Raw genomic sequence first — 13,024 nt, forward strand, 5'->3', positions numbered from 1 at the left:
TTTTACTTCTGCGCTTTAGTCGCGGGCTATGCCCGCCGCGCCGTGGCTCAGCCAGTCCAGCACCGCACCCGTGTCGTCATCGCCCGCTTCACGCACTTTCGTCATCGCTTCACTCACGTCCGCGCTCGCGTTTGGTACCGCCCTGCGGATCGCTACGCCCACCGCCAGGATGTCGATCATCACGAGATGCAAAATGCGCGAGATCATCGACATCTGCGACTCACGGATCTCAATGTGATCCGTCTCCAACGCAACCGTCGCACGCTTCGCCAACGGCGTATTGCTCGACGTAATGGCCACCACGGTCGCGCCCTGCTGCATCGCGATTTCAAGCACGCGCAACAACTCCGGCGCGCGGCCCGACTTGGATACCGCCACGATCACATCGCCCTTGCCCAGCAACGCCGCCGACGCCGCCTGCATGTACAAGTCGCCATAAGCAATCGTCGGGATACCGAAACGGAAGAACTTGTAGTGTGCGTCCTGCGCCACGATGTTCGAATTGCCCAGGCCATAGAACTCGATCCGGCGCGCACCGTTCAAAATGTCGATGGCGCGTTCCACATGATCAAAATTCAAATGCTCACGCAACTGAAGAATCGCCGAGACGGTGTTGTCGAGAACCTTTGCGCCGAAATCCGTGGCGGTATCGCCGAGATGCACCTGGCTATGGCTCACCGGAATCGTGCCGGTCAGACCGGTCGCGAGCTTCAGCTTGAAATCCGATAAACCCTGGCACCCGAGCGACCGGCAAAAGCGGATCACGGTCGGCTGGCTGACGTCGGCTTTGCGCGCAATATCGATGATCGGGTCATTGATGATCGAACGCGGATGGTTCAACGCAAGGTCGGCGACGCGCCGCTCGGCGGGCGTCAGCGCATCGCGCATCTGGCGAATGCGCTCGAACACCGCGGACGAGCCGCCGTTCGCGCGGTTCGACAACTGCTCCGACAATATCGCCGATACCCCCAGGAACGCCGGATACTCCGCGGTAATGATGAACGTCGGCACGCTCGACAAATACTGCTGGAAGCGCCCCTTGGCCTCGAAGCGCTCGCGAAACGGCGACTTCGTAAAGAGCTCGCCGAGCTTGAGCACCACGCCGCCGCCAATGAAGATGCCGCCCAGCGCGCCCAGCGTCACCGCAATATTCCCGGCGAACGTGCCGAGAATGCCGCAGAAACAGTTGACGGCTTCGAGCGCGAGCGGCTCGCCATCGTGCGCGCGCTGCGTGATGCTCGCGGACTCCAGATCGTCGGACACCGCCACGCCGTCGCGTTCTGCCAGCGCCTGGTATATCAGCAACAGGCCGGGACCGGCCGAGACGCGCTCGAACGAAACATGCGGGAACTTCCGGCGCGCAAAACGCAGGACGATGTCCTCGGTTTCATTCGATGGCGCAAAGCTGGCATGGCCGCCTTCGCTGCCAAGCGCAATCCAGCGGTCATCGGCGGGAATCAGGCCGGACACGCCCAGGCCCGTACCGGGTCCAAGCAAACCGATCACGCTATTCTGCCGGCGCGATCCGCCGCCGACTTGCACGCGCTGGGCGTCGGTCAGACCCGGAAGCGCCATGGCCAGAGCGGTGAAATCGTTGACGACGAGCAAGGTATCGAAACCCAGCGCGCGGCGCGTGGCTTCAATGGAAAAGCTCCAGTCGTGATTGGTCATCGAAACGTGATCGCCGTCCACCGGATTCGCGATCGCCACGGCCGCATGATTCACGCGGCTGACTTTCGTGTCCTTGAGGTACTGCTGCATCGCTTCGGCAATGCCCGGGTAATCGTTGCCCGGATACACGCGAATTTCACCGATAACCCCCGGCGCCGTTTCGAGCGCAAACCGCGCGTTGGTGCCGCCGATGTCAGCCAAAAGCCGGGGTCCATCAGCGTGCTGGCTTTGGGCCGCTATCGTTGCGGCCTTACTTTGCACACCAGTAGACATCGAGCCTGACTCCTTGTGCGTTTGCCAACGTGGAGATGGCGTTTTTTTGCGGTGCGGCGAGCGCGGCGTTCAGTACATCGAGCTTTTTCTGTCCGCTGATGAAGAGAAACAGTTGCTGCACGCCCTTGAGCGCGGACATGGATAGCGACACGCGCGCATGCGGCGCGCTGCCCGGATGAACCGAGACGAACCGGTCCGACGTGCTGATCGCAAAATCCCACTCGGGGGCATCGACGAAAATCGATGCCGTGTGGCCGTCCTCACCCATGCCGAGCACGGCGACGTCGGGCACGCGGCGTTGTGCATCGGCGTTCAGGTCGGCGATGTGCGCATCCAGCCCACGCGACGTATCCACGAGCGGCAGGAAATACGCGCCGCTCGCTGCGTTCTGCAACAGCGTTTCGCGCACGAGGCGCGCGTTGCTGGCGTTGTCCGTTTCCGGCACCCAGCGATCATCGACGAGGGTTACATCGATATGCGCCCAGTCGAGCGCGTGCGTCGAAAGCGTTTTCAGGAACGGCTTCGGGCTCGTCCCGCCCGAAACGGCCAGCGTTGCGTGCTGGGTCTGGTTACCCGATGCACCCGACACAGCGCCATCCGCCGACGCGGCTCCGCGAGCCGCGAGCGTCGCGGCGAGCGCGTCGCCCACCGCTTCTGCCAAAGCGTCGGATTGGGCGCCTGGCTCATCAAAAGTATGAAGCTGGATCACTGCTCCTCCATGCTGCCTTGTTTTGGTTTCATTTCGCCCGCCGTAGCCGCCCCCGAACCCTGGAAGCGCCACACGACGGGATTTGTCTCGGCTTTAATTGCAACATGTCTACAGCACAAACGTCCTGGAACACGTTCCCACCGACCCGTTGAACAAACGGGCTTAATTCTCTTCTTCGAGCCAGCACGTGCCGTGTTGCGCCAGCATGGCGCTTGCAGCCGCCGGTCCCCACGTGCCCGATGCATAGGGCTTCGGCGGTTTAGGCGATGCAGCCCACTCGTCCAGGATCGGCTCGACATAGCGCCACGCCGCTTCCTGCTCGTCGCGCCGCACGAAGAGCGCGAGACGACCGTTGATGACATCGAGCAGAAGGCGCTGGTAGGCCTCCATCTGCCCTTCCTTGAAGAACTTGTCGAACGCGAGATCCAGATGGACGCTTGCGAGATTCATGCCTTCGCCCGGCTGCTTGGCGAGGCAATAAAGGCGAATGGTTTCGTTCGGCTGCAGGCGGATCACGAGGCGATTCGTACCCGCACGCAACGCGTTGGCGCCAAGCGCCGAATGCGGCACGGGCCGGAAATTCACGACGATCTCAGCCGTGCGGTCCGCGAGCCGCTTGCCCGTGCGCAGGAAGAACGGCACGCCGGCCCAGCGCCAGTTCTCGATCTCCACCTTCAACGCGACAAACGTTTCCGTGTGGCTGTCAGGACGCACGCCATGCTCCGTGGCGTAGGCCGGCACAGATGTGCCTTTGATCACGCCCGCATGATATTGGCCGCGCACGGCGACCTTGCTGATATCGCGCGGATCGACGGGTTTGAGCGCGCGCAGCACGCGCAGCTTTTCGTCGCGCACGGAATCGGAATCCATGGAATGCGGCGGTTCCATGGTCACGATGGAAAGCAGTTGCAGCAAGTGGTTCTGCACCATGTCGCGCAAGGCGCCGGTGTTGTCGTAGAAGTCGCCGCGCGCTTCCACGCCGAGCTCTTCGGCAATCGTGATCTGGATGCTTTCCACCCATTCGCGCCGCCACAACGGTTCGAAGAGCGCATTGCCGAAGCGCAGCGCGAGCAGGTTCTGCACCGGCTCTTTCCCGAGGTAATGGTCGATCCGGTAGATCTGTTCTTCCGCGAAGATTTCGCCGACCGCGTCATTGATTGCCTGCGATGACTTCAGGTCATAGCCCAGCGGCTTCTCAAGCACGATGCGCGCGTTTTCGCTCAAGCCCACGTCGGCGAGCGCACGGCAGATGGGCACGAACAACGACGGCCCGGTCGCGAGGTAAAACACTCGCGTGCCGCCATGCTTGTTCACGGCGTCGCGCAGCAGCTTGAAGTCTTCGGGCTTGCCGAGATCGAGCCGCACATAGTCGATACGCTCGAGGAAACCCTTCCACACCGCGTCGTCCACTCCGTTCTTCGAGACGTGCGGCTTGACGTGTTCGTCGACCCAGCTCAGATACGCCTCGCGATCTTCGGACGCGCGCGCCACCGCGACGATTTTTCCGCTCGGCGCCAGCATTCCGCCACGATGCGCTTCGAAAAGCGCCGGCAGGATCTTGCGCATCGAAAGATCGCCCGTTCCGCCGAATAGAACGAAGGTGAAATTCGAGTCGTTTTGCATGTGTCTCCGCAGGGGTTCTGAAGGACCGTAGTCCGATAAAATTTTTTTTGACACTGAATTGTAGTTTAACTACAATTCAAATCAAGGGGTAACGTGATCTCGGAAAAAAACACTTAGTCAATAGAACATGCGTGTTTTCCCGGAGATTCATGTCTGGTTGCATGGTAATGGACCTGAGCCAATGACGCTTTCGCCGTAAGGCAATGTCATTGGGAAGGCCGGAGCCGCAGGATGCAAGACCCCGGACGCGCGCCACGCTGGTCTGCCAGTGTGAACGGGCAAAAATCAAAAGAGGAGACACAGTTGCGATTCGACACACTCATCTCTTGAGAGCCGTGCGGCCGAGGTTCGGTCTGCCGGCCAGACTGGCGCGCCTACGGTTCATTGCTGGGGCAAACCGGTCTTATCCCGCTGACACCGCCGACTCCGGCCACTTCAAGTCTGTTCAGTTCCAGCCATCGCTTCCTGGCGGCATCAGGGGCCAATCGTTTTTTGTTCAGGTGTTCGGAGGAGATAAACAATGAAATTTCGCAAGCTCATGGGCGCGCTCGGCGCTGCAGGTCTGTTGTGCGGCGTGACGGCACAAGCGGTTCAGGCTGCAGAAGCCGTTTCCGTGCTGCACTGGTGGACCTCGGGTGGTGAGTCGAAGGCTATTGGCGTGTTGAAGGACGACATGACCAAGCAGGGCTACACCTGGAAGGACTTCGCCGTTGCCGGTGGCGCAGGCGCCGCGGCCATGACCGCACTCAAGACGCAGGTCATCTCGGGTAATGCCCCGTCCGCTGCCCAGATCAAGGGTCCGCTGATCCAGGAATGGGCTGACCAGGGCGTGCTGGTGAACATCGACTCGGTAACGGGCGACTGGAAGAAGAACCTGCCGCCGGAAATCGACAAGGTCATGCACGCAGGCGGTCACTACGTCGGCGCGCCGTTTTCGGTGCACCGCGTGAACTGGCTGTATATCAACAAGGACGCGCTCGACAAGGCAGGCGGCAAGGCCCCGACCACGTGGCCGGAATTCTTCGCCCTCGCCGACAAGATGAAGGCGAACGGCATCGTTCCGGTGGCAGCAGGCGGCCAGCCGTGGCAAGACCTGACGCTGTGGGAAGACGTCGTGCTGTCGCAAGGCGCGGATTTCTACAAGAAGGCGATTGTCGATCTGGACCAGAAGACGCTGACGTCGGACCAGATGGTCAAGGTGTTCGACACGGTCCGTCACGTTCAGTCGTACTTCGATAACGGCCGCACCGGCCGTGACTGGAACCTGGCAACCGCCATGGTCATCAACGGCAAGGCCGGCATGCAGTTCATGGGCGACTGGGCCAAGGGCGAATTCGCCGGCGCGAACAAGAAGTCGGGTACGGACTATGTCTGCGTAGCAGTTCCGGGCACGGAAAAGGCCTACACGTTCAACGTCGATTCGTTCGTGTTCTTCCAGCAGAAGGGCGCGAAGGACGCAACGCCGGGTCAGCTGGCATTGGCGAAGACCATCATGACGCCTGAGTTCCAGGAGCAGTTCAGCCTGAACAAGGGTTCCATCCCGGTTCGCCTGGGCGTGCCGATGGCCAAGTTCGACGACTGCGCGAAGAAGTCCTACGCCGATGAACAAACGGCCCTGAAGTCGGGCGGTTATGTTCCGTCGCTGGCGCACGGAATGGCACAAGGCGATGCAACCGCCGGCGCCATCACCGACGTCGTCACGAAGTTCATGAACTCGACGCAAGATTCGAAGAGCGCAGTTGCCGCTCTCGCGAACGCAGCGAAGACGAAGTAAGCGTTTTAGTGTGACGCACGGGCGCGTTCCCTTGGAAGCGCGCCCGAAGCACAAGCTGATTACCGTAAAAACCGCTGTATCCCTGTTCCGGCCTGAGACTCTTGCCGGCAAATTTTCAGGAGTCGAGAAGTGGCTGCCTCCCCTAGCGGTATCGCGAGCAAGACATCGCGCACCCCGCCCCGCCGCACGTCGCCCATGGCGGCGCTTGCCGATACATATATTCCCAAGCTAGTACTCGCACCCAGCGTGTTGATTGCGCTCGTGTTCGTGTATGGCTTCATTCTGATCACCGGGTATCTGTCGCTGACAAACTCGCGACTGATGCCGCGCTACGATTTCGTCGGCTTCCAGCGATACACCGAGCTGTTCTCAAACGACGTCTGGTGGACCTCCGCCGCGAACCTCGGCTGGTTCGGCATTCCGTTCATTGGGATCTGCGTCGGGCTCGGGCTGTTCCTCGCCATCCTGCTCGACCAGAAAATCCGCAATGAAGGTGCGTTGCGCGCGATCTTTTTGTACCCGATGGCGCTGTCGTTCATCGTGACGGGAACGGCGTGGCAATGGATCCTGAACCCGAGTCTCGGCCTCGAAAAAGTGTTCCACGACTGGGGCTGGACGAGCTTTTCGTTCGACTGGCTCGGCAACCCGGACAAGGCGATTTTCTGCGTCGTGATCGCGGCCGTGTGGCAATCGACCGGGTTCGTGATGGCGCTGTTCCTCGCCGGTTTGCGTGGCGTGGACGCGGAAATTTTCAAGGCGGCTCAAATGGATGGCGCGTCGTTGCCGCGCATCTATCGCAAGATCGTGATTCCGAGCATGCGCCCGGTGTTCTTTTCCGTGCTGCTGATTCTCTGCCACATCACCATCAAGACGTTCGACCTCGTGGTCGCATTGACCGCGGGCGGTCCGGGCACGTCGTCGTCGCTGCCGGCCATGTTCATGTACACGTTTTCGTTCAACCGCGGTCAGCTTGGCCTGGGCGCAGCTTCATCGATGATGATGCTTGCAACCGTCGTCGCCGTGCTCGTGCCGCTCATGTATCTGGAATCGAGGAGCACCCGCAATGGAATCTAAGATGACGATCAGCCGCGCCGTCATCTATGCGGCGCTGGTCCTGTTTGCCCTGTATTTCCTGTTCCCGATCTACGTGATGCTCTCGACGTCCTTCAAGGACCTCGACCAGTTGCGCACCGGCAACCTGCTCACGCCACCTACTTCGTTCACGTTCGCGCCGTGGGTCAAGGCGTGGTCGCAATCGTGTACCGGCGTGCGCTGCGACGGCATGGAACCGTTCTTCATGAACTCCGTGCGCATGGTGATTCCGGCGGTGCTGCTTTCATCGATCATCGGTGCCTTCAACGGTTACGTGCTCACGCACTGGCGCTTCCGTGGCGCGGACCTCGTGTTCACGCTCTTGCTGGTGGGCTGCTTCATCCCCTTCCAGGCCATTCTTCTGCCGATGGCGCGCCTGCAAGGCATGCTGGGACTGGCGAATACAACAACCGGTCTTGTGCTCGTGCACGTGGTCTACGGGATTGCGTTCACAACCATGTTCTTCCGCAATTTCTACGTGAGCATTCCGGCAGAACTAGTGAAGGCGGCGCGTATCGACGGTGCGGGTTTCTTCACGATTTTCACCAAGATCCTGCTGCCGGTATCGTTGCCAATCTTCATGGTTTGCCTGATCTGGCAATTCACGCAGATCTGGAATGACTTCCTGTTCGGCATCGTGTTCTCGGGCGTGGATTCAATGCCGATCACGGTCGCGCTGAACAACCTCGTGAATACATCGACGGGCGTGAAGGAATACAACGTCGACATGGCTGCTGCGATCATCGCGGCTCTCCCCACCCTCCTCGTCTACATGGTCGCCGGCCGGTTCTTCGTGCGCGGCCTGACAGCGGGCGCGGTGAAGGGCTAGCCTAATGGCTGATTTCTGCGGGCGCCGTCAACAACTGAACGGCGCACGCGATAAAGATCAACAGATGCGCGGACGACCACACCCGGCGCAGAGACATTAAAGGATTCATAGCATGGCAAGCCTTTCAATCCGCGACGTATACAAGACTTATGCGAACGGCGTTCCCGTTCTGAAGGGCGTGAACATCGATATCGAGGATGGTCAGTTCCTGATCCTCGTCGGCGGTTCGGGCTGCGGCAAGTCGACGTTGCTCAACATGATCGCCGGACTGGAAACGGTCACCAAGGGCGACATCATGATCGACGGCAAGACGGTGAACAACCTCTCGCCGAAGGATCGCGACATTGCGATGGTGTTCCAGTCGTACGCGCTGTATCCGTCCATGACGGTGCGCGAGAACATCTCGTTTGGCCTGAACATCCGCAAGGTGCCGAAGGACGAACAGGCGACCATTGTGAAGCGTGTGTCGGACACGCTGCAGATCCAGCATCTGCTCGACCGCAAACCCGGCCAGTTGTCGGGCGGTCAGCGTCAGCGCGTGGCAATGGGCCGTGCCCTGGCGCGCGATCCGGTGATGTTTTTGTTCGATGAACCGCTGTCGAATCTCGATGCGAAGCTGCGTATCGAGATGCGTTCGGAAATCAAGTTACTGCATCAGCGCCTGGGCACGACGATCGTGTACGTGACGCACGATCAGATCGAAGCCATGACGCTCGGCGACCGGATCGCGGTGATGAAGGACGGCGTGGTGCAGCAGTTCGGCGCGCCGCAGGACATCTACGATTCGCCGTCGAATTTGTTCGTGGCGGGGTTCATTGGCGCGCCGCCGATGAATTTTATCGATGGCAAGCTGGTCGAGGCCGGATCGGGCGTGGGTATCGAACTTGATACGGGCGTGTCGCGTGCCGTGCTGAACCTGCCCTTCGATGCTGCCGCTGTGCGCGGCAAGATCGGGCAGAACGTGATTCTTGGTCTGCGTCCGGAGCGGATCACGGATGCCCGCAGCGCGCACAATGTCGAAGACGCACGCTTGCAGCCGATTGAGGTGAAGATCGATGTGATCGAGCCGACGGGCCCGGATACGCTCGTGTTCACGCAGGTGAACGGCAAGCGCGTGGTGAGCCGCGTGCATCCGGCAGCGAACCCGCAACCGCTCACGAACATGACGCTGTTGTTCGATGTATCGAAGGCAGTGCTGTTCGATTCGAAGACGGAAGAACGGTTGGCTTGATAGCCAGTTGGTCGAACGAAGAAATGCCGCGTGGTCCTCAGGACCGCGCGGCATTTTTGTTTGTGTCGGTCGATGCCCCGGTCTGGTCGAACTGCATTGAGCCGGCCCGACCGGGCAACGAGACATCTCCGGTTCGCGCCATCAGGCACAATTGCCGTTCCAACTCCGATCAAGCAGGCGCGCCTCCTCAGATGACCGACACCTTCCTCAGCCGACATCCCGAACTCGAATGGCCCACCGGCAGAGACGCCGATCCGTTCATCGAACTCGAGGCGCTCGATGATGCCCGCGTCGACCAGTGGGTCGATTCGCAGAACGCGCGCACCACGACCGCCTTCGGCAAGACGCCGGAAACCGATGCGCTCACCGCGCGCCTGAAGACCGCGTACACGTCGCAGGAACGCATCGTGTCCTGCTCGCGATATGGCGACTGGGGCTACAACACATGGCAGGACGAAGCGAATCCGCTCGGCATCGTGCGCCGGACGCCGTGGGCTGCATGGCTTGCGGGCAAGGCGGAATGGCAGATCGTCCTGGATGTGGACAAGCTCGACCTCAATAACAATCCCGCCGATGCAACCCGCTGGGCCCTGCACGACTTCGACATGCTCTACCCCACCTGGGACCGCGCGCTGGTGAGCCTGTCGCCAGGCGGCTCGGACGCGTGTCTCGTGCGCGAATTCGATATCGAATCACGCGCCTTCATAAAGGAAGGTTTCGAGCTTCCCGATGTCGGCAAGCACGGCATTTCGTGGATCGATCGCGACACGGTGTACGTCGGCTGGGACGATAGCGCGCACAGCAAGAAACCGGCGCTGACCACGTCTGGCTTCCCGCGCCAGGCCCGCAAGTGGAAGCGCGGCACGAAGCTGGCCGACGCGCCCATCGTTTTCGAAGGCAAGCGGCGCGATGTATCGGCGGGCGTGGACTACGATCAGCTCGAAAATTTGCACCTCGCGTCGCGCGCAACGTCGTTCTTCGAAACGCTGCAATACTGGCTCGATGAAACCACCGGCGAGTGGCAACAATACGATGTCCCGCCCCACGCCGAGCTCGAACACTGGAACGGCTGGCTCTTCGTGACGCCGCGCGAACCATACGACGTCAACGGCCGAGTCCATGCCGGCGGCTCCTTGCTCGTCATCCGCCGCGACGCGCTCCTGAGTGGCGATCGTGATTTCACCGTGCTGTTCGCGCCGTCGGGCCGCAACGTTCTTGCGGATATCGACTTCACGAAGCACTGGCTGCTGGTATCGCAGATGAACGACGGCTCGCCGCACGTCGAGCTGTGCGCGCCGCCCGTTGCCCTGACGGGCGACTGGACGCGCCGCGACTTTGCGTTGCCGGCCGCAAGCCAGACGTACGTGGATTCCATCGATAGTGAACGCGACGACACCGTGCTCGTGCACGTCGAACATTTTCTGAGCCCGCCGTCCCTGTATTTCGCCGATCTGGCCGCGCCCGAAAACGAATGGCAATTGCTCGCGCGCCTTCCGGCTCAGTTCGATGCCACCGGTCTTGTTGCGGAACGCCGTCACGCCGTGGCGCCCGATGGCGTCAAGATCCCCTACTGGCTGGTCGGCCGCGAAGAAAACATCAAAGGTGAGCAATCAGCGCCGTGTCTGCTTTACGGCTACGGCGGTTTCGAAGTCGCGCTCGACCCGCACTACGACGCAACCACCGGCATGGCATGGCTCGAGGGCGGCGGTCTGTACGCGATCGCGAACATTCGTGGCGGCGGCGAGTTCGGCCCGGACTGGCATCAGGCGGCGCAGCGGGAAAAGCGCCAGGTCGCCTTCGATGACTTCATCGCCGTTGTCGAAGCGCTCGTGGCATCGGGCGTGACGACATCGAAACAACTCGCCGTGCGTGGCGGCAGCAACGGCGGCTTGCTTACCGGCGTCATGCTCGTCCAGCGGCCGGAATTGTTTGGCGCGGTGTTATCGGAGGTGCCGCTGCTCGATATGGCGCGGTTCCATTTGTTGTTGCAGGGTGCATCGTGGATAGACGAGTATGGCGATCCAGACGATGCCGCCGACTTGCGCTTTCTGATGACCTATTCGCCCTACCAGAACGTGAAGGCGGATGTGGCTTATCCGCCGGCGCTGTTCACGTCGTCGGCGACGGACGATCGGGTGCATCCTGGCCACGCCCGCAAGATGGCAGCGAAAATGCAGGCGCAGGGCCACGAACGCGTGTGGTACCTGGAAAATCGCGACGGCGGCCACGGCGCGGGCGTGGAAGCGGAAAGCATTGCGAGGGTGGAAGCGACGGCATTCACGTTCTTGAAAAAGATGATCGGCTGACGCAACAAAGCCCCATTCACGCCGCGTGGCGCGCCTTCACCGGCGTGCCATGCCACCGCAACACCAACGTCCGTCCGGCAAACGTCAACACGCCCGTTACGGCGATAACAATGCCCATCCCCTTTGGCGTGCCATCGTGGAGCATTCCGATAGCGAGGCTGGCGAGCGCGCCCAACGCCAGTTGCACGGCGCCAAAAACAGCCGCTGCGGCACCCGCGTTATGCGGATACCGATGCATGAGATCGGTGGTGCAATTCGCCGAAAGCAGCCCCACCACGCCCACGACGAAGAACAGACACCCGACGATCGACCACAACCCGCCGAATCCGGTGATACAAACGAACGCGGTAGAAAGCGCGGCGACGACGCTGACAAACGATGCAATCGATATCAGCTTCAACGACCCGAGCACGCCGACCAGCCGGGTATTGACCACGTTCCAGCCGATGATCCCGATGATGTTCATCCCGAAGAAGAACCCGTAGTGCTGCGGCTTCACATGAAAATAGTCGATATAAACAAACGGCGTCGCGGTGATGTACGCGAACATCGACGCGAACGCCATGCCGCCGCAAAGCATATGACCCCACGTGACGGGATCGCTGAGCAAATGGCCGTAGGCGGCGAACGAGCGCCCGACCGCTGAAGAAGCGCGTTTCTCGCGCGGCCACGTTTCGGGTACGCGCAAATACGTGGTCACGGCACACAGCAGCCCGAACAACGACAAGGTGACGAATACCGCGCGCCATCCGCCGAGCAGCAACAATTGCCCGCCGATAAGCGGCGCGAGCAACGGCCCGATGGACGTCACGATTGCCAACATCGACAACACCCGCGCCGCATCCGACGGCGCGTGGGCATCGCGTGCAATCGCTCGTGCGAGCACAGAAGCAGACCCTGCGCCGAGCGCCTGCAAAAAGCGCATCACAACCAGCGAATCGATGGAAAACGACAGCGCGCATCCCACGCTCGCAAGCGCATACAAAATGATGCCGCCGAGCAGCACGGGCCTGCGCCCATAAGCGTCCGACAGCGGTCCGTACACGAGCATGCCGAGCGAAAACCCGAGCATGAAACTGGTCAGCGTAATCTGCGCGGCGGCCGCTGTCGTGCCGAATGCATCGGCGAGAGACGGCAGGCTCGGCAAATACATATCGATGGAAAGCGGACCGCACGCCGCCAGCGCGCCGAGAAGAAGGATCAGCCGGCGGTCGGAACGGCGCTTGATTATTTCGGGCATGAGAGACGAAAAGGAACTTGGAGGAACGGCGCGAGGCTTTGCACCCGCGAGTCGCAAGACCCGTGCAGAAGCCCGGGGCATGGCGCGCGTCGGACAAAAACAGACTTGAACGCAGCCTTAACAATGTAAGTATTGTACGCGCCCGGGTTTGGCAGGCCCCGCCCGCGGCCACGCGCACGCAGCCCTTGCGGCTTGATCCAGGCGACTCCGGTACAATTTCAGCTTGATTTCCTGCAGCCGCGCCGACGCGCCGGGCCATCCTCCGGCGCCTGATCG

General features: G+C 61.2%; 9 protein-coding genes. 5 read left to right on the forward strand and 4 right to left on the reverse strand.

Annotation, left to right across the window (positions count from 1 at the left end; all coding sequences use genetic code 11):
• Positions 1 to 15 precede the first annotated feature (15 nt).
• From HB633_RS07690 to zwf, 3 genes are all read right to left on the reverse strand, one after another.
• Complete coding sequence (locus tag HB633_RS07690; RefSeq protein ID WP_213777507.1) at positions 16 to 1,944, reverse strand: bifunctional transcriptional regulator/glucokinase; 1,929 nt, start codon at positions 1,942 to 1,944, stop codon at positions 16 to 18.
• Positions 1,922 to 2,653, reverse strand: a complete 732-nt coding sequence (gene pgl, locus HB633_RS07695; RefSeq protein WP_213777508.1) for a 6-phosphogluconolactonase — start codon at positions 2,651 to 2,653, stop codon at positions 1,922 to 1,924. The genes HB633_RS07690 and pgl overlap by 23 nt, the downstream gene beginning before the upstream one ends.
• A 162-nt stretch (positions 2,654 to 2,815) precedes the next feature.
• Complete coding sequence (gene zwf, locus HB633_RS07700; protein WP_213777509.1) at positions 2,816 to 4,276, reverse strand: glucose-6-phosphate dehydrogenase; 1,461 nt, start codon at positions 4,274 to 4,276, stop codon at positions 2,816 to 2,818.
• 520 nt (positions 4,277 to 4,796) lie between these two features.
• Here zwf and HB633_RS07705 point away from each other — a divergent pair.
• From HB633_RS07705 to HB633_RS07725, 5 genes are all read left to right on the forward strand, one after another.
• A complete protein-coding gene (locus HB633_RS07705) occupies positions 4,797 to 6,050 on the forward strand; it encodes an ABC transporter substrate-binding protein (RefSeq protein ID WP_213777510.1) in 1,254 nt (417 codons plus the stop codon).
• 195 nt (positions 6,051 to 6,245) lie between these two features.
• The gene (locus HB633_RS07710) at positions 6,246 to 7,124 is read left to right on the forward strand and encodes a sugar ABC transporter permease (RefSeq protein ID WP_213777701.1); all 879 of its coding nucleotides are present in this window, start codon (positions 6,246 to 6,248) and stop codon (positions 7,122 to 7,124) included.
• Positions 7,114 to 7,971, forward strand: coding sequence for a carbohydrate ABC transporter permease (locus HB633_RS07715; RefSeq protein WP_075359593.1), 858 nt, complete (start codon positions 7,114 to 7,116; stop codon positions 7,969 to 7,971). Before HB633_RS07710 ends, HB633_RS07715 begins: the two co-directional genes overlap by 11 nt.
• 112 nt (positions 7,972 to 8,083) lie before the next feature.
• Positions 8,084 to 9,202: a sn-glycerol-3-phosphate ABC transporter ATP-binding protein UgpC gene (gene ugpC / locus HB633_RS07720; RefSeq protein WP_213777511.1), complete on the forward strand. Its 1,119-nt coding sequence runs from the start codon at positions 8,084 to 8,086 to the stop codon at positions 9,200 to 9,202.
• Positions 9,203 to 9,393: 191 nt separating this feature from the next.
• Positions 9,394 to 11,508, forward strand: coding sequence for a prolyl oligopeptidase family serine peptidase (locus HB633_RS07725; RefSeq protein ID WP_213777512.1), 2,115 nt, complete (start codon positions 9,394 to 9,396; stop codon positions 11,506 to 11,508).
• A 16-nt stretch (positions 11,509 to 11,524) separates the two neighbouring features.
• Here HB633_RS07725 and HB633_RS07730 read toward each other — a convergent pair whose 3' ends face one another.
• Positions 11,525 to 12,748 (reverse strand): Bcr/CflA family multidrug efflux MFS transporter, encoded by a 1,224-nt coding sequence (locus HB633_RS07730; protein ID WP_213777513.1) that lies wholly within the window; start codon positions 12,746 to 12,748, stop codon positions 11,525 to 11,527.
• Between the last annotated feature and the right edge of the window lie 276 nt (positions 12,749 to 13,024).

Origin of the sequence: Caballeronia sp. dw_276 (assembly GCF_018449635.1) — a bacterium.
Taxonomy (GTDB): Bacteria; Pseudomonadota; Gammaproteobacteria; order Burkholderiales; family Burkholderiaceae; genus Caballeronia.